At 70.7% G+C, this 24,645-nt stretch carries 21 protein-coding genes; 9 read left to right on the top strand and 12 right to left on the bottom strand.

Translation table 11 applies throughout. The features are described 5' to 3' along the window. The first annotated feature begins 133 nt into the window (after positions 1–133). Positions 134–1,573 (top strand): sialate:H+ symport family MFS transporter, encoded by a 1,440-nt coding sequence (locus ACFPA8_RS18385; RefSeq protein ID WP_386450448.1) that lies wholly within the window; start codon positions 134–136, stop codon positions 1,571–1,573. A gap of 135 nt (positions 1,574–1,708) precedes the next feature. On the opposite strand, the gene ACFPA8_RS18380 is transcribed toward ACFPA8_RS18385, so the two are convergent. The 3 genes from ACFPA8_RS18380 to ACFPA8_RS18370 form a co-directional block, all read right to left on the bottom strand. Next, positions 1,709–2,512 (bottom strand): DeoR/GlpR family DNA-binding transcription regulator, encoded by an 804-nt coding sequence (locus tag ACFPA8_RS18380; RefSeq protein ID WP_386449816.1) that lies wholly within the window; start codon positions 2,510–2,512, stop codon positions 1,709–1,711. Then, a complete protein-coding gene (locus ACFPA8_RS18375; RefSeq protein WP_386449814.1) occupies positions 2,509–3,351 on the bottom strand; it encodes a class II fructose-bisphosphate aldolase in 843 nt (280 codons plus the stop codon). Before ACFPA8_RS18375 ends, ACFPA8_RS18380 begins: the two co-directional genes overlap by 4 nt. Positions 3,352–3,526: 175 nt before the next feature. Continuing rightward, positions 3,527–4,429 (bottom strand): SIS domain-containing protein, encoded by a 903-nt coding sequence (locus tag ACFPA8_RS18370; RefSeq protein ID WP_386449812.1) that lies wholly within the window; start codon positions 4,427–4,429, stop codon positions 3,527–3,529. Between the two features lie 346 nt (positions 4,430–4,775). Here ACFPA8_RS18370 and ACFPA8_RS18365 point away from each other — a divergent pair, with 346 nt between their 5' ends. The 5 genes from ACFPA8_RS18365 (at position 4,776) to ACFPA8_RS18345 (ending at position 11,797) form a co-directional block, all read left to right on the top strand. Further along, a complete protein-coding gene (locus ACFPA8_RS18365) occupies positions 4,776–6,062 on the top strand; it encodes a CaiB/BaiF CoA transferase family protein (RefSeq protein ID WP_386449810.1) in 1,287 nt (428 codons plus the stop codon). Further along, positions 6,059–7,084 carry an LLM class F420-dependent oxidoreductase gene (locus ACFPA8_RS18360; protein WP_386449808.1) on the top strand — a complete coding sequence of 342 codons (1,026 nt, stop codon included), beginning with the start codon at positions 6,059–6,061 and terminating at the stop codon, positions 7,082–7,084. The genes ACFPA8_RS18365 and ACFPA8_RS18360 overlap by 4 nt, the downstream gene beginning before the upstream one ends. Before the next feature lie 79 nt (positions 7,085–7,163). After that, entirely contained in the window at positions 7,164–8,306 is a 1,143-nt protein-coding gene (locus tag ACFPA8_RS18355) for an acyl-CoA dehydrogenase family protein (RefSeq protein WP_386449806.1), read from the top strand. A 27-nt stretch (positions 8,307–8,333) separates the two neighbouring features. Then, entirely contained in the window at positions 8,334–9,548 is a 1,215-nt protein-coding gene (locus ACFPA8_RS18350) for an acetyl-CoA C-acetyltransferase (protein WP_386449804.1), read from the top strand. 59 nt (positions 9,549–9,607) lie between these two features. Next, positions 9,608–11,797 (top strand): 3-hydroxyacyl-CoA dehydrogenase NAD-binding domain-containing protein, encoded by a 2,190-nt coding sequence (locus tag ACFPA8_RS18345; protein WP_386449803.1) that lies wholly within the window; start codon positions 9,608–9,610, stop codon positions 11,795–11,797. A 13-nt stretch (positions 11,798–11,810) separates the two neighbouring features. Here ACFPA8_RS18345 and ACFPA8_RS18340 read toward each other — a convergent pair whose 3' ends face one another. Beyond that, complete coding sequence (locus ACFPA8_RS18340; protein ID WP_386449801.1) at positions 11,811–12,566, bottom strand: MerR family transcriptional regulator; 756 nt, start codon at positions 12,564–12,566, stop codon at positions 11,811–11,813. 160 nt (positions 12,567–12,726) lie between these two features. On the opposite strand from ACFPA8_RS18340, the gene ACFPA8_RS18335 reads away from it, so the two are divergent. Next, complete coding sequence (locus tag ACFPA8_RS18335) at positions 12,727–14,544, top strand: AMP-dependent synthetase/ligase (RefSeq protein WP_386450446.1); 1,818 nt, start codon at positions 12,727–12,729, stop codon at positions 14,542–14,544. A 205-nt stretch (positions 14,545–14,749) separates the two neighbouring features. On the opposite strand, the gene ACFPA8_RS18330 is transcribed toward ACFPA8_RS18335, so the two are convergent. The 7 genes from ACFPA8_RS18330 to ACFPA8_RS18300 all read right to left on the bottom strand — a co-directional run bounded on the left by ACFPA8_RS18330 (position 14,750) and on the right by ACFPA8_RS18300 (position 20,733). Then, positions 14,750–16,057, bottom strand: coding sequence for a cytochrome P450 family protein (locus tag ACFPA8_RS18330; RefSeq protein WP_386449800.1), 1,308 nt, complete (start codon positions 16,055–16,057; stop codon positions 14,750–14,752). Continuing rightward, the gene (locus ACFPA8_RS18325; protein WP_386449798.1) at positions 16,054–17,355 is read right to left on the bottom strand and encodes a cytochrome P450; all 1,302 of its coding nucleotides are present in this window, start codon (positions 17,353–17,355) and stop codon (positions 16,054–16,056) included. Before ACFPA8_RS18325 ends, ACFPA8_RS18330 begins: the two co-directional genes overlap by 4 nt. Next, the gene (locus tag ACFPA8_RS18320) at positions 17,352–17,966 is read right to left on the bottom strand and encodes a GTP-binding protein (protein WP_386449796.1); all 615 of its coding nucleotides are present in this window, start codon (positions 17,964–17,966) and stop codon (positions 17,352–17,354) included. The genes ACFPA8_RS18325 and ACFPA8_RS18320 overlap by 4 nt, the downstream gene beginning before the upstream one ends. Next, complete coding sequence (locus ACFPA8_RS18315; RefSeq protein ID WP_386449794.1) at positions 17,947–18,306, bottom strand: DUF742 domain-containing protein; 360 nt, start codon at positions 18,304–18,306, stop codon at positions 17,947–17,949. Before ACFPA8_RS18315 ends, ACFPA8_RS18320 begins: the two co-directional genes overlap by 20 nt. After that, complete coding sequence (locus ACFPA8_RS18310) at positions 18,303–18,719, bottom strand: roadblock/LC7 domain-containing protein (RefSeq protein WP_386449792.1); 417 nt, start codon at positions 18,717–18,719, stop codon at positions 18,303–18,305. The genes ACFPA8_RS18315 and ACFPA8_RS18310 overlap by 4 nt, the downstream gene beginning before the upstream one ends. Further along, entirely contained in the window at positions 18,716–20,311 is a 1,596-nt protein-coding gene (locus ACFPA8_RS18305; RefSeq protein WP_386449790.1) for a sensor histidine kinase, read from the bottom strand. Before ACFPA8_RS18305 ends, ACFPA8_RS18310 begins: the two co-directional genes overlap by 4 nt. Before the next feature lie 290 nt (positions 20,312–20,601). Next, on the bottom strand, positions 20,602–20,733 hold the full coding sequence (locus tag ACFPA8_RS18300; RefSeq protein WP_386450444.1) for an acyl-CoA dehydrogenase family protein: 132 nt from the start codon (positions 20,731–20,733) through the stop codon (positions 20,602–20,604). Between the two features lie 425 nt (positions 20,734–21,158). Here ACFPA8_RS18300 and ACFPA8_RS18295 point away from each other — a divergent pair, with 425 nt between their 5' ends. Next, positions 21,159–22,067, top strand: a complete 909-nt coding sequence (locus ACFPA8_RS18295) for an oxygenase MpaB family protein (RefSeq protein WP_386450442.1) — start codon at positions 21,159–21,161, stop codon at positions 22,065–22,067. A gap of 97 nt (positions 22,068–22,164) precedes the next feature. Then, entirely contained in the window at positions 22,165–22,950 is a 786-nt protein-coding gene (locus ACFPA8_RS18290; RefSeq protein WP_386449788.1) for a VOC family protein, read from the top strand. Positions 22,951–23,138: 188 nt separating this feature from the next. Here ACFPA8_RS18290 and ACFPA8_RS18285 read toward each other — a convergent pair whose 3' ends face one another. Continuing rightward, entirely contained in the window at positions 23,139–24,626 is a 1,488-nt protein-coding gene (locus tag ACFPA8_RS18285; RefSeq protein WP_386449786.1) for a M1 family metallopeptidase, read from the bottom strand. Between the last annotated feature and the right edge of the window lie 19 nt (positions 24,627–24,645).

The raw sequence follows: 24,645 nt of genomic DNA, 5'->3' as shown, positions 1-24,645 counted from the left end.
AGCGGGCGCTCCCGGTGGTCCCGGCGGTCGGGGTGGTCCCGGCGGTCCGGGTGGTCGGGGTGGTCCCGGCGGTCCGGGTGGTCCGGACAGCCGTCCGTGGTACCGCGAAGTCTCGGGCACGCAGTGGAAGTCGCTGGCGGCCGCCTGGCTCGGCTATCTCCTCGACGGATTCGACTTCGTCCTCATCACGCTCGTACTGACGGAGATAGCCGACGAGTTCGGGCTCAGCACCGTCCAGGCGGCCGGCCTGGTCTCGGGTGCGTTCATCACGCGGTGGCTGGGCGGTGCGCTGCTGGGGGCGATGGGGGACCGCTACGGCAGGAAGCCCGCCATGATCGCGAGCATCCTGCTCTACTCGCTGGGAACCTTCGCGTGCGGGTTCGCCTGGAACTACCACAGCCTCTTCGCCGCCCGGCTCGCAGTGGGCATGGGCATGGCGGGCGAGTACAGCGCCAGTGCGACGTATGTGCTGGAGAGCTGGCCCGTGCGCGTACGCAACCGGGCGTCGGGCTTCCTCATCTCGGGATACGCCGCCGGATCGGTGCTCGCCGCCGAGGTCTACGGATGGGTGGTGCCGTCGCTGGGCTGGCGATGGATGTTCTGGTTAGGGGTGCTGCCCGTACTCGTCGCACTGTGGGTACGCAAGGCACTGCCCGAGGCCGGGGACTGGCAGGCCGAGGTGGGGGAGCCCCGGACCGGCGGGGGAAGCGGCGCCGGCAGCGGACGGGACGGTGTGACCGGGAGGGGGCGGGAAGCGCGGCCGAACCCGTTCCGGCCTCTCTTCACGGGTGCCGTCCGCTCGGCGGTCAACTGCCTCCTCGCGGCGGTCGCGACCGTGGCGCTCTTTCTCGTCTTCACTCCGCTCGGAGGCGGACTGACCTTGCCTCTCGCTCTGGCCGCGACGGGGGCTCTGGCTGCCTTCGCCGTCCAGATGGGCGGGCGCCGCAATTGGCTGCTGTACCTGTCGCTGATGGTGACGGTCTTCTGCGCGTTCCTCTACTCGTGGCCCATCCAGTCGCTGCTGCCGACCTACCTCAAGACGGAACTCGGCTACGGGGCGGGCCAGGTCACCGACGTCATGTACTACGCGGGCTTCGGCACCATGTGCGGCTGCTGGCTGGCGGGCTTCGTGGGGGACCGGTTCGGAACGCGGCGCGCGTACGCCCTCTCCCTCACGGCCTCCCTCGCCTTCGTCTTCCCCGTCTTCGCCGTACAGGACAGTCTCGTGGGACTCGGCATGCTGCTCTTCGCTCTGCTGGCGCTCAGCCAGGGCATCTCCGGCATCCTGCCGAAGTACATCGCGGGGCACTTCCCCGTGGAGACGCGGGCGGCGTCGCTCGGCTTCGTCTACAACGTCGGCGCCCTCGGTGGTGCTGTCGCGCCGGTCCTGGGCGCGCGTCTCGCGGAGGGCATGACGCTCGCCCAGTCACTCGCGGTCCTCACCTTCGGGCTGACTGCGGTCGTGATCGTCCTCGTCGGCTGCAACGTCCCCAACCGTCTCAACAGGCTCGTCGACCGCGACCACCAGGAGGATCACCTGGCTGAGACCCCCCGGCAGCGGCAGCCGCACTGACGTAGGGCACGTCGTCTCGGTCGGCTGCACCCCAACAGGGAAGCGGCAGCGGCCACTTGGCGCGTGCGTAGGGCCGGCGGCACGCCTGGGGAATGTCCGGCGAAGCGGGGGCGGGGGCGGGGCTGCGGCGGGGGGTCAGTCGTCCTCGCGGGGGGAGGCTCTCAGCACCTTCCAGCCGCTGTCCGTGAAATCCGCCCGCGACGCCTCGTCCATGCCGTCGTCGGTGATGAACATGCCGAAGACGTCGGGGCCCCCGACATGGGCGAAGCAGCGCCTGCCCAGCTTCGAGGAGTCCGCGACCGCGACGGCCCTGGCCGACCGCTGTGCCATCAGCCGGTTCGTCGTCGCCTCCGCCTCGTCGTGGACGGTGGCACCCCACCGCGGGTCGATGCCGTTCACCCCGATGAAGGCGACGTCCAGCGTCAGCTGCCTCAGCACGAGCTCGCTGAACGGCCCGGAGAGTTCGAAGGACCGGGAGTGGGCCACTCCACCCGTCAGCACGATCTTGATCTGCGGCCGGACCGCCAACTCGTTCGCGATGTTGAGGGAGTTGGTGACGATCGTCAGGTGGGCGTGGGGCCCGGGCTCCGCGAAGTCCGGGCGGGTGGCCAGCACGCGGGCGACCTCGGTGGTCGTCGTGCCGCCGCTGAGCCCGACGACGTCACCTCGCCCCACCATGCGCGCCGCGGCTTCCGCGACGGCCTGCTTCTGCACAGCGTGGTGGCCGCCCTTGTAGCGGATCGGAAGGTCGTAGGCCACGGAGCTGAGGACCGCGCCGCCGCGGGTGCGTTTCAGCAACTGCTGTTCCGCGAGGGCGTCCATGTCGCGGCGCATGGTCGCCGCCGACACCTCGAGGGCTGTCGCGGCCTCGTCCACGTCGAGCCGGCCACGCTCGCCCAGCAGCTCCAGCAGGGCGTTCATCCGCTCGGGACGCTTCACGGGGACGCCGTCCCCAGCACACCCAGCAGCCGCTCCGCTTCCCTCGACACGGCCTCCCGCGCGGGACCGGCGTACTTCCGCGAGTCGACGAGTTCCGGCCGTTCCCCGAGTATCCGCCGCACCTCGCCGGTGAAGACCGACACGAGATGCGTCGAGATATTGATCTTCGTCATGCCGGCGGCGACCGCCGCGCGCAGCTCCTCGTCGGGTACCCCGGACGAGCCGTGCAGCACCAGCGGGACGGGGAGCCGCTCCCGCAGTTCCCGGATCAACTCCTTGTCCAGCACGGCTGTACGCTCGCGCATCGCGTGCGAGGAGCCGACCGCGACGGCGAGGGCGTCCACTTCCGTCGCACCGACGAACGCGCACGCCTCCTCCGGGTCCGTACGGGCGCCGGGAGCGTGCACGCCGTCCTTGCCGCCCACCTCTCCCAGCTCGGCCTCCACGTAGACCTGCCGGCTGTGACACCAGGCGGTGAGTTCGGCGGTGGCCGCCACGTTCTCCTCGTACGGCAGAGCCGAGGCGTCGATCATCACGGAGCGCACGCCCGCCTCGACTCCCTCCCGCACCAGGCCGCCGCCGGTGATGTGGTCCAGGTGGACGGAGATGCCCGTCCGGGACTGCTCGGCGAGTGCCTGAGTGGCGCGCAGCAGCGGCAGCAGACCGCCGTGATACCGCACGCAGTTCTCACTGATCTGGAGGATGAGGGGCACACCGGCGCGCTCGGACGCGGCGACGAGGGCTTCCGCGGTCTCCAGATGAAGGACGTTGAAGGCCGGCGCGCCGACCCCCGACGCGCGGGCTGCGTCGACGATGGACGCGGTGCTGACGAGGGGCATGCTCCGGCTTCCTTGGCTGGGGGAGGGGTGGACAGGGGCGGACAGGAGGCGACCGGGGAGGAGACGGACAGGAGGCGACCGGGGAGGAGACGGCCCGCTGGCGGCCGGTCACGAACCGGCCGAGGAGGCAGCCGGACCCCCGCCGTCGCGCGGCGGACTGCGCCCCGGGTGACGGTCAGGAGGCGTCGTCCAGCATCACCGAACGGGTCAGGCTGCGCGGGGCGTCGGGATCGAGCCCGCGGGCACGGGCACGTTCCAGTGCCACGCGCTGCACCAGCACCAGTTCGGCCAGCGGATCGCGCTGTCCGTGGTGTACGAACCGGGCGCCCGTGCGCATCACTTCGGCCTCCAGGCCGTCGGGCGAGGCGCCGAGAAGCCAGGTCACGCGGCCGGGGGCGGCGATGGCTATCGGCCCGTGCCTGTACTCCATCGCCGGATAGGACTCCGTCCACGACTGCGACGCCTCGCGCATCTTCAGCGCGGCTTCGTGGGCGAGCCCGACCGTCCAGCCCGTCCCCAGGAAGGTGAACTGCTCGGCATCCACCCACTCCTGGCGCACCGGAGCCGTCAGCGCCTCCTCGGCGTCCCGCACCGCCGCCGAGAGGTCCTCGCCCAGGTGTGCACGCAGCAGCGCGAGCGCACTCGTGGCGAACCGGGTCTGGACGACGGAGAGTTCGTCGGCGAAAGGCAGCTGCACCGTGTCGTCCGAGATCTCCGCGGCAGGGGTGCCGGGGGCACCGAGCACCGTCACCGTGGGGACGCGGCCCCGGACGGCTCGGAGCAGCCGCAGCACCTCCGTGGTGGTGCCGGAGCGGGTGATGGCCACCACCGCGTCGTACTCCCGGTCCGCTCCGAGCAGCGCCTCCGACGCGGCGAAGGCGTCCGTCACCCCGAGCCCGGCCTTCTCCCGCAGAGCGGCGTAGGACTGGGCCATGAACCACGAGGTGCCGCACCCCACGACGGCGACCCGCCGGCCCGCACCCGGCAACGGAACCCCGGCGGCCGCCAGCTCCGCGGCGCTCCGCCAGGTCTCCGGCTGGCTCGTCAACTCCCGCTCCATGTGCGCGGTTCCGCTCACAGCCCCACCCCTCTTCGTACGGCTTCCCATCGGCTTCGATCGCCCCGAGCCGACGCCGTCCCGCCGTAGCGCCGCCCCCTTCAACGGCGGACAGCTGCACGAAAACGACTGCATGAAAGTGCTCGATAAGGCGCTGTTCCGCTCAGTATTGCGCAGCGTGCCCCCCGTGTCATCACTCGGAAGGGTGGCCAGACGGGATGCGCGGGCGACGGGCTCGCAGCGACGGGCGGCGTGTGGTGCACGCCACTCCTCCGTGGCTCGCCGCCCGGACGTCCGGGGTTGTGGAAAGCGCGGCGCATTCATAGCATCGTTGGTGTTACATCAGTTGTGTCACATTGGGGACTCGATGACGACAGCAGCGGAGTGCGGGGACGGTCCGCTTCGCGGTGTGCGTGTCGTGGAGCTGGCCGGAATCGGTCCCGGTCCCTTCGCCGCGATGGTGCTCGCCGACCTCGGCGCCGATGTCGTACGGGTGGAGAGACCCGGCGGAGCGGTGCTGGGCATCGACCCCCGGAGTGACGTCACCAACCGCAACAAGCGCAGCGTCACCGTCGATCTGAAGAGCGAGGACGGCGTCGCCGCGGTGCTCGACCTCGTCTCGCGGGCCGACGTGCTCATCGAGGGCAACCGCCCGGGCGTCGCCGAACGTCTCGGCGTCGGCCCCGAGGCGTGCCTCGCCCGCAACCCCCGGCTCGTCTACGGGCGGATGACGGGCTGGGGACAGGACGGCCCGCTGGCGCAGCGCGCGGGGCACGACATCGGCTACATCGCCCTCACAGGCGTCCTCGGCATGACAGGCCCGGCCGGAGGTCCTCCTTACGCGGCGGCGAACCTGCTCGGCGACTACGCGGGAGGTTCGCTCTATCTCGTCATCGGCGTTCTCGCCGCTCTCCAGCACGCCCGCGCGGAAGGCGGCGAGGGACAGGTCGTGGACGCGGCGATCGTCGACGGTACGAGCCACCTGTCCGCCATGATCCACGGAATGATGGCCGCCGGCGCCTGGCAGGACCGCCGGGGGTCGAACCTGCTGGACGGCGGTGCTCCGTTCTACGGCACCTACGAGACCGCCGACGGCGGCTTCATGGCCGTCGGCGCGCTGGAACCGCAGTTCTACGGCGAGTTCGTGCGGCTGCTCGGCATCGAGGACGACGTGCCGGACCGCGCGGACCCCGGCGCCTGGGGCGAGTTGCGCGCCGCGGTCGCCACCCGCTTCAAGGAACGTACGAGGCAGGAGTGGACCGCCGTCTTCGAGGGCTCCGACGCGTGCGTGGCGCCGGTGCTCTCCCTCCGCGAGGCCCCTGCCCATCCGCACCTCGCCGCTCGCGGCACCTTCGTCGAGTACGGCGGGATCACCCAGCCGGCTCCGGCACCCCGCTTCTCTGCGACGCCCACGGGCGTCAGCCGCCCGCCCGCCGTGCCCGGCGCGGACGCGGCCGAGGTGGCGCGCGACTGGCGGCTTCCCGTCCTCGACCCGGACCACCCCCGGTCCGCGGGCTCCGCTCCGGACACCGCCCGGATCGGCGACGCCGCTGCCCGGACCAGTACCGCAGACCACACCAGCGCCCGCACCGCAGACCACCCCGCAGACCACACCACCGACGACACCGACCCCGCCGAGGACGCCGACGCATGAAGATCGCCACTCCCCTCCAGTACGCCGAGAACCCCCGCACCGCCGCCGAGGAGATCGTGAAGCTGGAGGCCGCGGGCCTCGACGCGGTCTGGGTCGCGGAGGCGTACGGCTTCGACTCGCCCACCGTCATGGGATACCTCGCGGCCCGCACCGAACGCCTGCAGATCGGCGCGGGCATCATCAACGTCTACTCCCGCACCCCGGCGCTGATCGCCCAGACCGGCGCGGGCCTCGACGTCCTGTCCGAGGGCCGCGCCATCCTGGGGCTCGGAGCCTCGGGCCCGCAGGTCGTCGAGGGCTGGCACGGCAAGCCGTACGACAAGCCGCTCGGCCGCACCCGCGAGACCGTCGAACTGTGCCGGCGCATCTGGCGGCGCGAGATCATCGACCACCACGGCATCACCGACATGCCGCTGCCCGCGGAGAAGGGCGGGAAGCTCGGCAAGCCGCTGAAGTTCCTCAACCGTCCCGAGCGGGCGGACATCCCGCTCTACGTGGCGGCCCTCGGACCGGCCAACGTGAAGATGACCGCCGAGATCGCGGACGGCTGGCTGCCGCACCTGTTCGTCCCCGAGAAGGCGCAGCAGGTGTGGGGCACGGCGCTCGCGGAGGGCGCGGCGCTGCGTGCGCCGGAGCGCGGTCCGCTGGAGATCTCGGCGGGGACGCTGCTGGCGGTGGGCGAGGAGGCGGCGCAGGTACGCGAGTCGGTACGACCCCTGATCGCCCTCTACATCGGAGGAATGGGGGCCAAGGGCCGCAACTTCTACAACGACGTGGCGCGAGCGTACGGTTATGAGGAGGCCGCCGAGAAGGTCCAGGACCTCTACCTCGCGGGGAAGAAGAGGGAGGCGGAAGCGGCTGTTCCGGCCGAGTTCTGCGAGCTGGTCTCCCTCTGCGGCCCCGAGGGCTACGTCCGCGAACGTATCGAGGCATTCCGCGAGGCCGGTGTGACCATGCTCAACGTCGTCCCCGTCGGCCCCGACCCGGCCAGGCTGATCGAACAGGTCAAGAACTGGCTGTGAGCCACGGACCGCAGCGCACGGCCGGGAAGCGCAGACGCGAATCAGGCGAGACGCAGAGGCTCGAAGGGGAGCAGCACCGATGAAGCGCCAGATCTTCAACGAGGACCACGAAGCGTTCCGGCAGACCGTGCGGACCTTCCTCGCCAAGGAGGTCGAGCCGCACTACGAGCAGTGGGAGAAGGACGGGATCGTCTCCCGTGACGCGTGGCTCGCCGCCGGCCGGCAGGGCCTGCTGGGGCTCGCCGTCCCCGAGCAGTACGGCGGGGGAGGCGTCGAGGACTTCCGCTACGCGGCGGTGCTCGCCGAGGAGTTCACCCGGAAGGGGGCCGCGGGACTCGCCGTCGGCCTGCACAACGACGTCATCGGGCCCTATCTGACCTCTCTCGCCACCGACGGGCAGAAGCGCCGCTGGCTGCCCGGCTTCTGCTCGGGTGAGATCGTCACCGCCATCGCGATGACGGAGCCGGGCGCCGGCTCCGACCTGCAGGGCATCGTCACCACCGCGGCGGACGAGGGCGACCACTGGCTGCTGAACGGTTCCAAGACGTTCATCTCCAACGGCATCCTCGCCGACCTGGTGATCGTCGTGGCCCGCACGAAACCCGAAGGCGGCGCGAAGGGCCTCAGCCTGCTCGTCGTCGAGAGGGGCATGGAAGGCTTCGAGCGCGGCCGCAACCTGGACAAGATCGGCCAGAAGTCGCAGGACACCGCCGAACTCTTCTTCAACGACGTGCGGGTGCCGAAGGAGAACCTGCTCGGCCGGCTGGACGGCGCCTTCATCCACCTGATGAACAACCTCGCGCAGGAACGGCTGACGATCGCCGTGGGCGCCATCGCCGGAGCCGAGGAGGTTCTGGCGCAGACCACCACGTACGTGAAGGAGCGCAAGGCGTTCAACAAGCCGCTCGCCAAGCTCCAGCACGTCCGCTTCGAGATCGCCGAGATGGCCACGGAGTGCGCGGTGACCCGGGCCTTCCTCGACCGCTGCATCGAGGACCACGCGAAGGGCGAACTGGACGCCGCGCACGCCTCGATGGCCAAGTGGTGGGCGACGGAACTGCAGAAGCGCGTCACCGACCGCTGCCTCCAACTGCACGGCGGATACGGCTACATGAACGAGTTCCCCGTGGCCCGCGCCTTCACCGACGGACGTATCCAGACCATCTACGGCGGTACGACCGAGATCATGAAAGAGATCGTCGGCCGTTCCCTCCTCGACTGACCGACCCGCCCCGAAAGGCTGCTGATCTTGAGCACCGAAGCGTACATCTACGACGCCATCCGCACCCCGCGCGGTCGCGGGAAGGCCAACGGCGCACTGCACGGCACGAAGCCGATCGACCTCGTCGTCGGGCTCATCCGTGAACTGCGCCGCCGACACCCGGACCTCGACCCCTCCGCGATCGACGACGTCGTGCTCGGAGTCGTCAGTCCCCTGGGCGACCAGGGTTCCGACATCGCCAAGACGGCGGCGATCGCCGCCGGACTGCCCGACACGGTCGCGGGCGTACAGGAGAACCGGTTCTGTGCCTCGGGCCTCGAGGCGGTCAACCTCGCTGCGGCGAAGGTGCGTTCCGGCTGGGAGGACCTCGTCCTCGCGGGCGGCGTCGAGTCGATGTCCCGGGTGGCGATGGGCTCCGACGGAGGAGCCTGGGCGATGGACCCCATGACCAGCTTCGAGACGGGCTTCGTGCCGCAGGGCATCGGCGCCGACCTCATCGCGACCATCGAGGGCTACTCCCGGCGCGACGTCGACGAGTACGCGGCCCGCTCGCAGGAGCTGGCCGCCCAGGCGTGGAAGGACGGCCGCTTCGACAACTCGGTCGTCCCCGTCACCGACCGCAACGGCCTGACGGTCCTCGACCGTGACGAGCACATCCGTCCCGGGACCACCGCCGACTCCCTCGCCGGGCTGAAGCCCTCCTTCGCCGACATCGGCGAGCTGGGCGGGTTCGACGCCGTCGCGCTGCAGAAGTACCACTGGGTGGAGGAGATCGACCACGTCCACCACGCGGGCAACTCCTCCGGCATCGTGGACGGGAGCGCGCTGACCGTCATCGGCAGCGCCGAGGTCGGCGAGCGCTACGGCCTGCGGCCGCGCGCCCGCATCCTCTCGGCCGCCGTCTCCGGAGCCGACCCGACGATCATGCTCACGGGCCCGGCGCCCGCCTCCCGCAAGGCGCTCGCCAAGGCGGGCCTCACGGCGGCCGACATGGACCTGGTCGAGATGAACGAGGCGTTCGCCGCCGTCGTGCTGCGCTTCGCCAGGGACATGGAACTGCCGCTGGAGAAGGTCAACGTCAACGGCGGAGCGATCGCCATGGGCCACCCGCTGGGCGCCACCGGCGCGATGCTGCTGGGGACCCTCCTCGACGAACTGGAGCGCCGCGACCAGCGCTACGGCCTGGCGACGCTCTGCGTCGGCGGCGGCATGGGCAGCGCAACCGTCATCGAACGGCTCTGACCCCCGGTCCCGCCACCGTCCCGACACGGCCCGCCCTCACGTACGGAGAAGCACTCACCATGTCTGAGCCCACGACGTCCACGACCATCCGCTGGCAACAGGACGAGACCGGCGTCGTCACCCTCGTACTGGACGACCCCGACCAGTCCGCCAACACCATGAACGCGGCCTTCAAGGCGTCACTGAGCGCCGTCGCCGACCGCCTGGAGAGCGAGAACGCGGCGGGCAACGTCCGCGGCGTCGTCGTCACCTCCGCCAAGAAGACGTTCTTCGCGGGCGGAGACCTCAACGACCTCGTCCGGGCCCGCCCCGAGGACGCCGAGGAGGTCTTCGAGGCGAGCATGCAGATCAAGCGGGACCTGCGCCGCATCGAGACCCTGGGCAAGCCCGTCGTGGCGGCCATCAACGGAGCGGCGCTCGGCGGCGGTTTCGAGATCGCACTGGCCTGCCACCACCGCGTCGCCCTCGACGCCAAGGGCTCCAAGATCGGCTGCCCCGAGTCCACGCTCGGGCTGCTGCCGGCGGGCGGCGGCGTCACCCGCACCGTGCGGCTCATGGGTGTCACCGACGCACTGCTCAACGTGCTGCTCCAGGGGCAGCAGTACTTCCCCGCCAAGGCCAAGGAGAAGGGCCTGGTGCACGAGGTCGTGGACAGCGAGGAAGCCATGCTGGCCGCGGCGCGCGCCTTCATCGACGCGAACCCGGAGTCGCACCAGCCCTGGGACCTCCCGGGCTACAAGATCCCCGGCGGCACCCCGTCCCACCCGAAGTTCGCCGCCAACCTGCCCGCTTTCCCGGCGAACCTGAAGAAGCAGACCAACGGCGCCCCCTATCCGGCGCAGCGCAACATCCTGGCCGCGGCCGTCGAGGGCTCCCAGGTCGGCTTCGAGCAGGCGCAGGTCATCGAGGCCCGCTACTTCGTCGAACTCGTCACCGGCCGAATCTCGAAGAACATGATCCAGGCGTTCTTCTTCGACATGCAGGCCGTCAACGCCGGACGCAGCCGCCCCCAGGGCGTCGAGCCGCGCAAGGTGCGCAAGGTCGCCGTCCTCGGTGCGGGCATGATGGGCGCCGGCATCGCCTACTCGTGTGCGAAGGCCGGGATCGAGGTCGTCCTCAAGGACGTGTCCCTGGAGGCCGCGGAGAAGGGCAAGAGCTACTCCGCGGGCCTGCTGGAGAAGGCGCTCGAGCGCGGGCGTACGACCGAGGCGAAGCGGGACGAACTGCTGGCCCGCATCACCCCCGCCGCCGACCCGCGGGACGTGGCGGGCTGCGACGCCGTCATCGAGGCGGTCTTCGAGGACCCGGCGCTCAAGCACAAGGTCTTCCAGGAGATCCAGGACATCGTCGAGCCCGACGCCCTGCTGTGCTCCAACACCTCCACCCTGCCGATCACCACTCTCGCCGAGGGCGTCGAGCGGCGGAGCGACTTCATCGGACTGCACTTCTTCTCGCCCGTGGACAAGATGCCGCTGGTGGAGATCATCAAGGGCGGCAGCACGGGGGAGGAGGCGCTGGCCCGCGCCTTCGACCTGGTGCAGCAGATCAAGAAGACGCCGATCGTCGTCAACGACTCCCGCGGCTTCTTCACCTCTCGCGTCATCGGCCACTTCATCAACGAGGGCGTCGCCCTGGTCGGTGAGGGTGTGGAGCCCGCCACCGTCGAGCAGGCCGCGGCCCAGGCCGGTTACCCGGCCAAGGTGCTCTCCCTGATGGACGAGCTGACCCTCACCCTGCCGCGCAAGATCCGCGAGGAGACCAGGCGCGGCCTGGAGGCCGAGGGCGTCGAGTGGAGGGCCCACCCGGCCGACGCCGTCATCGACAGGATGGTCGACGAGTTCGGACGCACGGGCCGCAGCGGCGGAGCGGGCTTCTACGACTACGACGAGAACGGCAAGCGCGGCAAGCTCTGGCCGGGACTGCGCGAGCACTTCGGAAAGGACGCCGACCCCGGCATCCCCCTGAAGGACATGCAGGAGCGGATGCTCTTCTCCGAGGCGCTGGACACCGTCCGGCTCTTCGAGGAGGGCGTCCTCACCTCTGTCGCCGACGCCAACATCGGCTCGATCATGGGCATCGGGTTCCCGCCGTGGACGGGCGGCGTCATCCAGTACATCAACGGCTACGAGGGCGGCCCGGCCGGATTCGTGGCACGGGCCGGCCAGCTGCGGGAGCGCTACGGAGACCGCTTCGCCGTACCGGACCTGCTCGCGGAGAAGGCGTCCAAGGGCGAGATCTTCAAGGACTGACGCCGCCGTACGGTTACTGCGGGGGGCCGTCCTTCGGGAAGGCCGCCCGCAGTTCCTCCTTCAGCGACCGCTGGAACGCCGTCATCAGCGCCTGCACCACCATCGGCTGCATGTGGGCGGAGAGCGACTTCATCCGCTCCACCTGCTCCGGGTCGGCCTCACGCGCCCTGTAGGGCTCCCAGACCTCGTCCTTGAAGAGGCGGCTGAGCTCCCGGGCCGCGAGCCGGGCGTGTTCCAGCATCGCCTCGCGCGCAGCGAGGATCGTCTCCTGCGACATGGGCATGTCCAGCAGCCGTACGCCCAGGTGCAGCAGCGCGGGGTCGACGTGGAAGAGGGCGGGGTCGTCCGTGCTCTCCAGGACGCTCATCGCCCTCAGCCGTTCCAGGTCGTCGTCGGTCAGCTCCCGGCCCACCCGGCGCTCCAGCTCTTCACGCGTCGCCTCGTCGACGGTGTCGGGCATCCAGGAGGCGACCATGGCGCGGTGGATCGCGAGGTCGTGCGGGTCCATGTCCTCCGGGAGGCGCTGAAGATAGCGTTCGATCGCGGAGAGCGTCATGCCCTGGTTCTGCAGCTCCTCGATCAGTGCCAGCCGCGAGAGGTGATCCAGGCCGTAGCGGCCCACCCTGCGCGGGCCGATCGCGGGAGGGGGCAGCAGACCGCGGGTGCTGTAGAAGCGGATCGTGCGGACGGTGACGCCGGCCCGTGCGGCGAGCTGGTCGACGGTCAGGCTGTCCGCGTCGCCCTGACCGGCTCGCTGCTGCTGCACCATCCGCGCCTCTCCCTGCCAACGTCCATCGGATCACTCTCTTCAACAGTATTGCTGTCTCACCAGTCTTGTACTGCAATGCCCCCAGGGGAATCCCCCGCACCCGTGAGCCCGCCCACGGGGCGTGTTCCCGGCACAGCCGCACTACGCCGTGGAGGCCGTCATCAGCGCCGTCCTGCGTCTCCCCGGAGCCGAACCGGCCGAACTCACCGTGCCCGGCCTGCTGTTGCGCAACGCGGAGGACCACGGAGACCTGCCGGCGCTCTCCTGGCGGGAGCGCGAGGACGGGGAGACCCGCCGTTCCACCCTGACGTGGTCGCAGGTGCGCGACCGTGTCGCCCGGCTCGCCGCGGGCCTGACGGCCCACGGCGTCCAGCGCGGCGACCACGTCCTGATGATGATGGGCAACCGTCCCGAGCACTGGCTGACCGACCTCGCGCTCGTCCACCTCGGCGCCGTGCCGGTCTCCGTGTACGGCACCGCGGCCCCCGAGTACGTCGCCCACGTCGCCCGCAACAGCCGCGCCCGTCTGGCGGTCGTCGAGGGAGCCGGCCAAGTCGCCCTCTGCGCACCGCTGCTGGAGCGTCTCGTGGTCGTGGAGGCCGAGGCCGCCGACGGCCACGTGCCGTACGCAGAGCTGGGCCGGGCCTACGACCGGGAGGCATTCGAGGAGACCTGGCGGGCGGTACGGGCGACCGACCCGTTGACCGTCGTCTACACCTCCGGCACGACCGGCGACCCGAAAGGCGTCGTGATCTCCCACCGGAACGTCGTCCTCAACTGCCTGGCGGTGGAAGGGGTCGTCGACCTGCCTGCCCACGCCGAGCAGATCTGCTACCTGCCCTTCGCGCACATCGCAGAGCGCATGCTCGGCATCTATCTGCCCGTCTTCCGCGCCTCACACGTCCACCTGTGCGCCGACCCCGCGCAAGTAGCGGAGATGGCACGGGAGTTGCACCCGGCGCAGTTCTTCGGCGTACCGCGGGTGTGGGAGAAGCTGACGGCCGCCGTACGAGCCACGCTCACGCAACTCCCCGACGCGCAGCGTCAGTCGGTGGAGAAGGCCGCCGAGGTGGCGCGCGAGCACGTCGCCTGCCGTGAGCGGGGAGAGCAGCCATCCGCTGAGCTCACCGCCGCCTACGAACGTGCCAAGCGTGACGTGCTCGGTCCGATCCTGGCGCGGGCGGGCTTCGAGAGGCTGGTCTGGACGGCGAGCGCGGCGGCGCCCATGCCGCAGGAAGTGGTCCGGTTCTGGGCCGGGTTCGGCATTGTGATCATGGACGCGTGGGGCCTGACGGAGACGACGGGAGTGGCCACCACCAACGGTCCCGCCTCGTTCCGGCTCGGGTCGGTCGGCAAGCCGCTCGCGGGCGTGGAGGTGCGTACGGCGGGGGACGGCGAGATCGAGGTCCGCGGCCCCACGGTCTTCGAGGGCTATCTGCGTCACGACGGTTCAGTGGAGCCGGCCACGGACGCCGAAGGCTGGTTCGCGACCGGCGACATCGGGCGCATCGACGAGGACGGCTTTCTCTGGCTCACGGACCGCAAGAAGGAGATGATCGTGACCTCCACGGGCCGGAACTTCTCACCCGCGCGGGTCGAGAACGCGCTCAAGGCCCACCCCCTGATCGGCCAGGCGTTCGTGCACGGGGACGGGAAGTCCTACCTGGTCGCGCTCCTGGTGCTGGACGGCGGGACGGCACCGGTGTGGGCGGCGGCCAACGGCATCGAGGCGTCCCTGGCGGATCTGGCAGCCCACCCGTCGGTGCTCGCCGAGGCGGACGCCGCCGTCGCGGCGGCCAACGCCCGCCTCAACCGGGCGGAGCAGGTCAGGCGCCACCACCTGCTCAGCGACGAATGGGGCCCGCAGAGCGGCGAGTTGACGCCCTCGCTGAAGATGCGCCGAAGCGTCCTGCGGGAGAAGTACGGGACCCTCATCGAGGAGTTGTACGCGCCCGGGGGACGGACGTCCGTCACCTGACCCGCGAGGGACCGGCAGCGGCGCCCCAACCGCCCGGGCGCCGTGGACCGTAACCGCCCGGGCGCCGCGGAGCCGGGACGAGCGATCCCCGGGCTCCGGTCGCCGACTGCCCGGGACGGACGTCCCAGTTCGACGGCCGGGCCAACCGCCCAGTTCAGCGGCCGAGTTCAACTGCCCAGGCCGACGGCCCAGTTCAGCGGCCGGGTCAACCGCCCAGAAGCACCGGGAGTTCGTACAGCTCGTTCTGCGTGACCGCCGGCTTGTTGCGCAACTCCTCCGCGGGGACGGCCAGGGACAGGGCGGGGAAGCGCTCGAAGAGCGCGGGCAGCGCGATCTTCGCCTCCAGCCGGGAGAGCGGAGCACCGGGGCACACGTGCGGCCCGTGGCCGAAGGACAGGTGCCGGTTGGGGGAGCGCGTCACATCGAAGTCGCCGGCCGTCGGGCCGTGCTGGGCCTCGTCGCGGCCGATGGCGCCGTAGGCGACGACGAGCGCCTCGCCCTCGCCGATGACACGGTCGCCCACCGGCACGTCCTCGGTCGCGAAGCGGATGAGGACGTGCGTGGTCGGCGCGTTCCAGCGCAGCGTCTCCTCGATGACGCCCTCCCAACTCGCCTCGCCCGCCCGCAGCTTCGCGAACTGGTCCGGGTGGGTGAGCAGTGCGGCGACGGCGTTGACGATGAGGCTGATGGTCGTCTCGTGCCCCGCCGCGATCATCAGCTGGAGCGTGGCGAGGACCTCCTCGTCGCTCAGGCGGTCGCCGCCGTCGCCGGCCTGGAGGAGGGCACTGGTGAGGTCGTCACCGGGGGATCGTTTCTTCTCCTCGACGACGCCGCTGAAGAGCCCGTTCAGTTCCTCGATGACGGCCTGCACCTGCTCCGGAGGCGTCACGCTGGAGAAGAAGGCGTCGTAGAGGCTGCGCAGCCGCGGATGCTCGGCGGCGTCGATGCCCATGAGTTCACTGACGACGTTCATGGGCAGCCGGTAGGCGAAGTGAGCCTTGAGGTCGACCCGTCCGCGGGCGTCCGCGGCCGCCTCCAGCTCGTCCAGCAGCTCCGCCGCGACGGCCTCGATGCGCGGACGCATCTCCTCCACGCGGCGCGGGGTGAGCGCCTGCGCGGCGAGTGTGCGCAGCCTGCGGTGCTCGGCTCCGTCGAAGGTGAGCATGCTCGGACCGGGATCGGCCAGCCCGATCATCGACCAGGTCTCCGGGATCTCCCCCCGCTGCCACGCGCCCCACCGGCCGATGTCCTTCACCAGACGCGCATCGGTGAGCAGTCTGCGCGCCTCGGCGTGGTGGGTCACCGCCCACACCGGCACACCCCCCGGCAGCTCCACCTCGGCGAGCGGGCCGGCGGCACGCAGCCGCGCACCTTCCCCGGCCAGATCCCGCACCAGCGGATCGAGGACGATCCGGCCGCCGGCGGGGCACGGCCCCGCCTCGCCGGCCGCGTCGCCGGGCGTCTTCGACGACTCTCCGGCCCCCGCACCTCCCGTCACCGGGCACGAGGTCATCGGCCGGCCCCCAGCGCCGTGGTCGGCGTGAAGGTGACCGGCAGGGATTCGAGACCCCGCAGGAACGGCGACGGCCGCCACACCAACGACTCGGGCAGCACGGCGAGATCGACGTCGGGAAGCCTGTCCAGCAGCACCTCGATGCCCGTACGCGCGATGCCCTCGGCGATCTCCTGGGCCGGATAGGGGCACCGGTGCGCGCCGTGCCCGAAGGAGAGGAAGGCGCTGTTGCCGCCCGTGAACGTGCTCCGGTCCGGGCGGATCTGCGGGTCGGCGTTGGCGCCGGCGAAGCTGAGAATGAGCAGGTCCCCGCTTCTGATGCGCTTGCCCGCCAGGTGCGTGTCGCGCGTCGTCCACCGGCCGGCGATGTTCTGGGAAGGGGTCTCCTCCCACAGCACCTCGTTCATCGCCTCGGCGACACTGTTGCGCCCTCCGCTCAGCGAGGCGGAGAAGCGGTCGTCCGTCAGCATCAGCCGCATGGAGTTGCCGATCCAGTCGGCAGTGGGCTCATGGCCCGCGACGATGTTGACCATCATGTCCTCGAGGATCTCCTCGGAGGAGAACTCACCCGCGTTGAAGTGCGTCTGCATGCGCGTGGAGACGTCGGCCGCGGGCGAGATCGCACGGGAGCGCAGCAGCGCCCCCATCGAGCTCTGGAGGTGCTGCCTGCCCTCCAGCGCGTCGGCCGCGCCGTTCACCACCGCGTTGATGCTCGGGACCAGGGCCGCGCCCTCCTCGTCGGTGAAGCCGTAGAGCTTGGCGAGGACGAGGGCGGGCAGCTTCTTGGCGTACTGGGCGATCAGATCGGCCTCGGCCAGTCTGCAGAAGGAGTCGATCAGCGCGTCGGCGTTCTGCTCCGCGTGATTGCGCAGCTCGAAGGGGTCGACCTCACTGAGCGCATCGCTGACCAGCGCGGAGCGGCGGGCGTGCCGTTCCCCGTCCTCGTAGAGGATCGACGGCTGACGGCCCACCATCGGCATCAGCGGCCAGTCCGGCGGAATGCTGTCCCACATGTTCCACACCGACGAATCACGGGTGAACAGCGCCGGGTTCTCCGCGATCTGGTGGAGTTCCTTGTAGCCCAGGACGAGCCACGCCGGTATGTCCCCCGGCAGCGTCACCGGTGCGATGGCCCCGTGCTGTCTGCGCATGTCGCGGTAGAGCCGGCTCCGGTCCTCGTTGATGAAGCGGGGACCGAACATCGCTACGGCGCCGGGCTCGGCCGGACAGCCCGTGGCTGCTGCGGCCCGCCATCCGACGGGGTCGCCGGCGGTGGGCTGCGACGGGGGAGTTGTCATGGTGCGTTCTCCCGGGCGGAGGAGGAGAGTCGGTAGAGGTGGTTCACAAGAGTGATCAGCACCTCCTTGCTGGATTCGCGCGAGCGGGCGTCGCATTCGACGAGCGGCACGTCCTCGGACAGGTCGAGGGCTTCGCGTACTTCCTCGGCCGAGTAGTGCGGTCCGCCGAAGTCGTTGCGGGCCACGATGAAGGGCATGCCGTGCTGTTCGAGACGGTCGATGGCGTACCAGGAGTCGACGAGTCTGCGGGTGTCCACGAGGACGACGGCGCCGAGCGTGCCCGTGAAGAGGCGGTCCCAGAGGAACCAGAACCGCTCCTGGCCCGGCGCCCCGAAGAGGTACAGCACTGTCGTGTCGTTGAGGCTGATCCGTCCGAAGTCGAACGCGATGGTGGTCGTCGTCTTGCTCTCGACATTCGTGATGTCGTCGACGCCCTCCCCCGCCCTCGTCATCGTCTCCTCGGTGTTGAGCGGGCGGATGTCGCTGACGGAACGCACCATCGTGGTCTTGCCGACACCGAACCCGCCGACGATGACGATCTTCAGCCCGTTGTCGGCGGTACTGCGCAACGGCGGGCGGGTTCCGGTGAGATCAGAGGTTGCGGAGTCCAACGAGCACCTGCTTCAGGATTTCGGGATCGGGAAGTCGATCCGCGGCGGTGGCTGTCGTGCGCGGATGTCGTGCGGTGATCCGGCCTGTGGCATGCAGATCGCCCAGCAGGATCCGCACGATGCTCACCGGCAGCCCGAGGTCCGACGCGATCTCCACGACGGCCGTCGGCGCATTGCAGATCCGCAGGATGGAGGCGTGCTCCGACTGCATTCCGGGGGTGGGCTGACTCTCGCTGACCACCAGCGTCACGAGGTCGAACGCGTCGGAGTCGGACCGACTGCGCCCACCCGTCACGGTGTACAGCCGGTCCGGGTCCTCGTCCCGGCCCGGCCGTTTCATGCCGGGTCTCTGCTCTCGTCCTGCTGCCGCGGAGGCGTGGTGAGGTACTCGCTGAGCTGCTCGACGAGTTCGTTCATGTTGTGGCCGATGAGGCCCACGTCGGAGTCCTCGGTCGCCACGACAGCGAGGTGGGCCCCCGAGCCGGCTTCCACGACGAAGAGGATGCCGCCGTAGAACTCGGCCATCGCCTGACGTACGCCGCCACTGCCGTTGCCGAACTCCACGGACGCGCCGTGGGAGAGGCTCTGGATACCTGCGGAGATGGCGGCCAGTTGGTCTGCCTGGTCGGCACTGAGATCGGAGGAACTGCACAGCTTGAGTCCGTCCCGTGAGAGGACGAGGGCGTGCCGCGTGCCCGGCGTCCGTCGCAACAGACTCTCCAGCAGCCAGTCGAGCTTGCCGTCGGTGATCATTCGGTGTGGTCCTCCGGGCGGGACGAGGAGGGTGAGGGTGAGGGTGAGGCTGCGTCGTCGGGTTTCAGGTCGGGGGACGACGAACCGCCCTGTACGGCACGGCGGAAGGCGCCGAACCGGGAGCCTGACTGCTCCGCCGATCTCACGGGCTCCGCTACCCGGTCGGCGTCGGATGATGCGGTGCGCTGCTGAGCGGCTGCCAGCGTCTGTCCGCGGCGCCGCTTGGGCAGCCCGCCGCCGGTCTCCTCGACGGAAGCGTGCTCTGCGGGGACGTGGTCGGCGGATGCGTGCTCGGGGGAGGGCTCAGGCTCGCGCGCCAGGTGCGAGGCCGCGGCGGACACCGCCGGTTCGCCCGTCGGCCGCTGCCGTTTCGGCAGCCCGCTCAGCGGCTCGTTCCTCGCCGTGCGCGGCAGCGGGATGTCCGCGCTGCGTTCGCCGACAGCGGCGGGGCGCGGCGGCTCGGCACGCGGGGGGAGTTCCGTGCGCTCCGTACGGCCGATCCCGCCCTGGAAGCGAGGCTGGGCGCCGGACTCTCGCGTCATGGCCTGGCTTTCTCTCTTGGGCTGGGTGATGAGCGTCTGCGGAATCATCAGCAGCACCCCGGTCCCGCCGTGCGCCGAGGGACGGAAGGACACGGACAGATTGTGCTTGTGGGCCAGGCGTCCGACCACGGCGAGACCGAGCCTGGTCCCGGAGAGGTTGGTCAGGTCCAGGGACTCCGCGGACACGGCCTGCTGCGCGCGCTGCAGCGCGACGTCGCCCATGACGAGGCCGCCGTCCTCGACGGTGACGATGACTCCGGCCGACGCCTCCTCCACGTACACGTGCACTTCGGAGGTGGGCGGGGAGAAGTTGGCCGCGTTGTCCATGAGTTCGGCGAGCGCGTGCATCACGCCCTCCGCCGCGTGCCCTGCGACGGCGAGTTCGCACGAGGAGTGCAGCCGCACCCGCTGGTACCCGCTGATTCGGCCCATCGCACCGCGCAGGATGCTCTCCATGACGATGGGCTTGGCCCAGCGCCGTCCGGTACGGGCGCCTGTCAGCACGGCGATGGAGTCGGCCAGGCGGCCGGTCTGGGCAGTGCGGTGGTCCAGGTGCAGCAGGTCGCCCAGGACCTCCTCGTCCGAGTACTTGTGCTCCAGCTCCCGCAGGTCCGCCGCCATGCTCGTCGCGAGGGCCTGGACGCGGCCGGCGGCGTTGGCGCAGGCCGCCATCGCGGCGGCGCGCATGCCCTCCCCGCGGTGCACCTCGTTCGCCAGGAGGTGCAGCACGCGCTGGTAGGCGTTGTTGGCGACGGTCGGCACCGTCGCGAGCGCCGTCTGGGCGGAGGCCCCCGAGCGCAGCCGCTCGACCAGGATCGGTACGACGACGTCCGCGAAGTGGGCGGCCACGGCCCGCTCGGCGTCGGCTTCGTCGTCCTTCTGCTTGACGACCGACCGCAGATGGCGGCCGACCAGCACGCCGCGAGTGGCGAGCGCGACCGCGAAGCTGAGGACGACGGCGGCGGTTCCGCTGGACCAGGCGACGATCGGGCGTATGGAAAGCGGCGACGCGTAAACGGCGTACAGGCACGCGGGACCCGTGACGAGCACGGCTATCAGAAAGGCGAGAGCTGTACCCGTCCCCGTTTTCGGCGAACGTCCGGCGCCACGGGCCGTGGCCCCGTGGCGGGACTGTTTTGACGGTGGGGAGGTCTCGGGGGTCATCAATCAGGGTCCTTGTGGACAGGTCCGGGCAGGGAGGGGGGTGAGCCGCACAGGCCGGTCAGCGCCGCACCAATATAGGGGAGCGGGCGATCATTTAAAGCCGCAGGCCGAAAACAATTGATCAATCGATCACCTGTATCCACCTGTTGGGATCGGCTGCGTTCCCCGTGACGGCGTCAAAGAGCGAAACCCCCGCCGATGATGTCCCGTTGGATCGCACTCGTACCGCCGTGAACCCCGCAGACCACTGCCGTACGCAAATGCCGTTCCATGTCCTGTTCGGTCGTCGCATAGCCGTATCCGCCCATCATGTGCATGCCTTACCGGGGGCGTGCTCGGCCAGTTCCTTCGAAACTCAGTCTGGCCATGGAAGCGCCTCTAGGGAAGAGCTTGTGAGGGTCCTTATGGCCCGCTGCGCAGTGCCGTATGCCAGAAGCCGGGCATCTCGCGCGTACCGCCACGGCTGCGGAGGGCAGCGTTCCGCAGCGGTGGACCGGGGCGGCTGCGAGCCCCGCCGGAGCGGCGGAAGCCGGAACCGCTCCGCGGGGCACTCCGCCGGTACGGCCCGTGCACCGCCCCGGTGCCCACCCGGCCGCGACCACCGGCCGGGCACCCGGAGCCCGCCGGGGGCATCATGAAAAGGGTGAGCAGCGAGACGAGCAGCCGGGCCGGCGAGGACGGCGGGAGCGGTCGCCGGGCCGCCGAGGAGCCCGTGCCGCCCCCGCCGGGCGGCATGCTGTGGGACCTAGCGGGCGAGGTCAGAATGCTGCTGACCCTGCCCGCCGCGTTGACGATGCAGGTCGCGCACCCGGTCGTCGGCGCCGGCGTCGACGAGCACTCGGTCTTCCGCACCGACCCCTGGGGGCGCGGCGAGCGTTCCCTGACGAGCGTCCAACTGTGGGTCTACGGCGGGCCGAAGGCCGCCGAGGAGGGCCGCCGGCTGCGCAGGCTGCACCAGGGGATCCAGGGGGTCGACGCCCACGGCCGTGAGTACCACGCCCTCACCCCCGCCTACTACGCGTGGGTGCACGCCACCGGCTTCCCCGTCTACCGGCACACCCGGCGCTACCTCGGCGGCCGCCCGTACACCGAGGACGAGGAGCGCCGGCTGTACGCGGAGTGGCTCCAGGTCGGACGGGTCCTGGGCATCAAGGACCGTGACATGCCGCAGACGGTCGAGGAGTTCTGGCCGTACTACAGGCGGGTCCTCTCCGAGGAACTGGAGAGGACGGCCGTCGTCGAGGAACTGATCGCCACGGACCCGCCCCTCCCGGCGCCCGACCGTGGTCCCCGCGCCGTCCGTGCCTTCCTGGGCCTGGCGTGGCCGGTTCTCGGGCCCGGGTTCGCCCGCTTCCGGCGCTTCCTCACCATCGGCATGATGCCGCCGGACGCCCGCGCCGCCATCGGTCTGCCCTGGACGCAGCGGCAGGAGCGGCGGCTGCGGCGGCTGGGGCGCGTGGTGCGCGCGGTGGTGCCGCTGCTGCCGGAGCGCCTGCGGTACCTTCCGCTCGCCCACGCGGCGCGGAAGGAGTACCGCGACCGGCAGCGCAGCCGCTCGCGGAGGCGGCGGACGGATGGCGGACGGATGCCGGACGACGGACGCCTCCCGGCCGACCGGGGACGGCCGGAGGGATGCGGGTGAATTCACCGCCGCCCCGTCCCGGGGCGGCGTGGCGGGGGCGGGCGCGGACTGCTCCCTCGGCACAGTGACCGGGAACCGTTGCCCGGAAGGAGCTGCGATGCCCGAGGTAACTACCCGTTACGAGCCCGGTGTCCCTTGCTGGGTCGACCTGATGGTCCCCGATCAGCAGGCGGCCCTCGACTTCTACCGCGATCTCTTCGGATGGCAGGGCGAGATCGGCCCTCCGGAGACCGGCGGCTACTCGGTCTGCACCCTGCACGGCAGACCCGTCGCGGGCATCATGGCCGCGATGTCCCCCGAGGGCGGGCCCACGCCCCCGCCCGCGTGGACCATGTACCTGGCTTCCGAGGACGTGGAGGCCGGCACGCAGGCCGTCATGGACAACGGCGGCACCGTGATGGTGCCCGGCATGGACGTGATGGACCTGGGCCGGATGGCCGTCGCCGCCGATCCGGCCGGCGCGGTGTTCGGGCTGTGGCAGGCCAAGGAATTCACCGGCTCGCAGATCGTCAACGAGCACGGCGCCGTGGTCTGGAGCGAACTCAACACGTCCGACCTCGAAGGCGCCGGTTCCTTCTACCGGCACCTGGGCATCCACACCTCGACGATGGAGGGCGCCCCCGGCTACTACGCGCTCAACGTGGCCGGCCGCGCCGTCGGCGGCATGCAGGGGCTGGAGAACTCGCCTCCGGGTACGCCCCCGCACTGGATGACGTACTTCGCGATCGACGACCCCGACAGCACCGTCGACGCGCTCATCCGGGCGGACGGCTCCGTGCTCGTGCCGCCTTTCGACATGATGGCGGGCCGGATGGCGGTCGTGCAGGACCCGCAGGGCGCCACGTTCGCCCTCATCAGGCCCGTGCCGCCGGGCAACGCCTGACGGACGGCGGACGGCGGACGGCCTGACGGAGTGACGGACGGACGCGCCACACGCCTCACGTCCGGTCCCGGGGCCCGGCCGGGACGACCGGCACGCACCGGCCCCCGGAGCCCAACTCGGCTCCGGGGGCCTTTCGTCGGCGCGCGGTCTGCGGCGCCCGTCAGCGATCAGTGGTCAGTGGTCGGCGGTCAGTGGCGGTGTGCGCCGTCGACCGCCTTGATCTCCTTCCACGACTCCGGCCGCGCGGGCTTCCCGCCGCGTTCGCCCCTCTCGCCCCCCAGCGCCGACTTCGCGGGCTTGGACGCGGTGTGGAGCCAGGTGTCGAAGAGGTCACCGAGCGGTTCGCCGGAGACCTTCTCCGCGTACTTCACGAAGTCCTTCAGGCGGGCGTTGCCGTACGAACGCTCCGACGGCCAGCCCTTGAGGACGGCGAAGAAGTCCTTGTCCCCGATCTCGTTGCGCAGCGCCTGGAGCGCCATCGCGCCGCGCTCGTAGACCGCGCCGTGGAACTGGTTCTCGGGGCCGGGGTCGCCGGGCTTCACCTTCCAGAACTCGTCGTCGGCGGGGTACGACGAGTAGGCGTACTCGGCCAGCTCCTGCGCGGTGCCCTCGCCCTGCTCCTCCGACCACAGCCAGGAGGCGTAGCTCGCGAAGCCCTCGTTCAGCCAGATGTCCTTCCACTCCCGCAGGGACACGCTGTCCCCGTACCACTGGTGCGCCAACTCGTGGACCACCACGGAGACATCGGTGCCGTCCTTGAAGCGTTCGTTGCCGTAGAACGCCATGGTCTGGGTCTCGAGAGCGAAGCTCTTGCCCGTGTCGGGCACGTAGCCGCCGACGGTGTCGAAGGGGTAGGTCCCGAACACGCCCTCGAGCCAGTCGGTGATCTCGGCGGTGCGCTCGACGCTCGCACGGGCGGAGCCGTCCTCGTCGCCGAGGCTCTTGCTGTAGGCGTTGACGACCGGGATGCCGCTCTCCGTGCTGCTCCTCGTCAGGTCGAACTTGCCCACGGCGAGCGTCGCGAGGTACGTGGCCTGCGGCTTGTTGGAGCGCCAGTCGGTGCGGACCCAGCCGGCCGACTCCTTCTCCGACACGAGCCTGCCGTTGCTCAGGCTCTGGTAGCCCTCGGGGACGGCGACGCTGACGTCGAAGGTGGCCTTGTCGCTGGGGTGGTCGTTGCTGGGGTACCACCACCAGGCAGACTCGGGCTCGTTGGCGGCGACCGCGCCGTCGGGGGTGCGGTGCCAGGAGGTGAACCCGCTCACCTCGACCTCGGAGGGGACACCCGAGTAGCGCACGACGACGGTGAAGTCCTCGCCCTCGGCGACCGGTCGGGCGGGAGTGACCTCCAGCTCGTGGTCCCCGGAGACCTCGAAGGACGCCTTGCGTCCGTCGACGTGCACCGCGCTCACATCGAGGGCGAAGTCCAGGTTGAAGCGGCTCAGTTCCTGGGTGGACTCGGCCAGGAGCGTTGCTGTGCCCGCCAGTTGGTCGCTCTTCGGCTGGTACTTCAGCCGCAGGTCGTAGTGGGAGACGTCGTAGCCGCCGTTGCCGTACGCGGGGTAGTACGCGTCCCCGGCTCCGGGCGCCCCCGGTGAGGGTTCGGCCGCCGAGGCCGGAACCGTCATCATGAGGGCGGCGAACACCGCACCCGGAACTATGAGTCTGTGACGCACAAGTCCTCCAACTCCCTTG

The sequence above is a fragment of the Streptomyces ovatisporus genome (assembly GCF_042653885.1).
In the GTDB taxonomy this organism is placed as follows: Bacteria; Actinomycetota; Actinomycetes; order Streptomycetales; family Streptomycetaceae; genus Streptomyces; species Streptomyces ovatisporus.
The sequence above is the reverse complement of the archived record's forward strand: the minus strand, read 5'-3'. Positions and strand labels throughout refer to the sequence as shown.

What these genes read in the sequence shown, in the direction of transcription:
- ACFPA8_RS18315 (WP_386449794.1), bottom strand. Translation starts at nt 18,306, where the DNA reads ATGAAACGGCCGGGCCGGGACGAGGACCCGGACCGGCTGTACACCGTG.
- ACFPA8_RS18310 (WP_386449792.1), bottom strand. Translation starts at nt 18,719, where the DNA reads ATGATCACCGACGGCAAGCTCGACTGGCTGCTGGAGAGTCTGTTGCGA.
- ACFPA8_RS18325 (WP_386449798.1), bottom strand. Translation starts at nt 17,355, where the DNA reads ATGACAACTCCCCCGTCGCAGCCCACCGCCGGCGACCCCGTCGGATGG.
- ACFPA8_RS18290 (WP_386449788.1), top strand. Translation starts at nt 22,165, where the DNA reads ATGCCCGAGGTAACTACCCGTTACGAGCCCGGTGTCCCTTGCTGGGTC.
- ACFPA8_RS18330 (WP_386449800.1), bottom strand. Translation starts at nt 16,057, where the DNA reads ATGACCTCGTGCCCGGTGACGGGAGGTGCGGGGGCCGGAGAGTCGTCG.
- ACFPA8_RS18340 (WP_386449801.1), bottom strand. Translation starts at nt 12,566, where the DNA reads ATGGTGCAGCAGCAGCGAGCCGGTCAGGGCGACGCGGACAGCCTGACC.
- ACFPA8_RS18365 (WP_386449810.1), top strand. Translation starts at nt 4,776, where the DNA reads ATGACGACAGCAGCGGAGTGCGGGGACGGTCCGCTTCGCGGTGTGCGT.
- ACFPA8_RS18295 (WP_386450442.1), top strand. Translation starts at nt 21,159, where the DNA reads ATGCTGTGGGACCTAGCGGGCGAGGTCAGAATGCTGCTGACCCTGCCC.
- ACFPA8_RS18375 (WP_386449814.1), bottom strand. Translation starts at nt 3,351, where the DNA reads ATGCCCCTCGTCAGCACCGCGTCCATCGTCGACGCAGCCCGCGCGTCG.
- ACFPA8_RS18345 (WP_386449803.1), top strand. Translation starts at nt 9,608, where the DNA reads ATGTCTGAGCCCACGACGTCCACGACCATCCGCTGGCAACAGGACGAG.
- ACFPA8_RS18355 (WP_386449806.1), top strand. Translation starts at nt 7,164, where the DNA reads ATGAAGCGCCAGATCTTCAACGAGGACCACGAAGCGTTCCGGCAGACC.
- ACFPA8_RS18300 (WP_386450444.1), bottom strand. Translation starts at nt 20,733, where the DNA reads ATGGGCGGATACGGCTATGCGACGACCGAACAGGACATGGAACGGCAT.
- ACFPA8_RS18360 (WP_386449808.1), top strand. Translation starts at nt 6,059, where the DNA reads ATGAAGATCGCCACTCCCCTCCAGTACGCCGAGAACCCCCGCACCGCC.